Origin of the sequence: Streptomyces capoamus (assembly GCF_014654935.1) — a bacterium.
Classification (GTDB): domain Bacteria; phylum Actinomycetota; class Actinomycetes; order Streptomycetales; family Streptomycetaceae; genus Streptomyces; species Streptomyces capoamus.
On record NZ_BNBF01000106.1, the window covers coordinates 1 to 389 of the forward strand.

At 42.7% G+C, this 389-nt stretch carries 1 protein-coding gene; it reads right to left on the reverse strand.

The features are described from left to right. A partial coding sequence (locus tag IE312_RS44875) for a hypothetical protein (protein WP_502267012.1) occupies window positions 1-274 on the reverse strand: 274 nt, incomplete at its 3' end. Window positions 275-389 lie beyond the last annotated feature (115 nt).

The following is a 389-nucleotide window of genomic DNA, read 5'->3' on the forward strand; positions in this document are numbered from 1 at the left end:
GAAAAGTAAATGCTTGAGCTTGAGAAGCTTCTGGCCCCGTAGGTCCGTAAAACTCACTAGGGTAAGCGGTATTATTAAACCAGACAAAACAACAAGCAATGAAACCACAAACAGATAAAGCAGCTAAACTATAAGACAAGTAAGCCTCCCCAGACCATACAAGTGCGCGGCGAGCCCATGCAAAAGGCTTGGTTAAGATATGCCAGATTCCACCAAATATACAAATGGAACCTAACCATACATGTCCTCCAATTATATCTTCCAAATCGTCCACACTAACAATCCATCCTTCTCCCCCAAAGGGAGATTTTAGTAAATAACCAAATATAACACTTGGGCTAAGAGTCAAGTTTGTAATTTTTCTTACATCCCCCCCTCCCGGAGCCCAG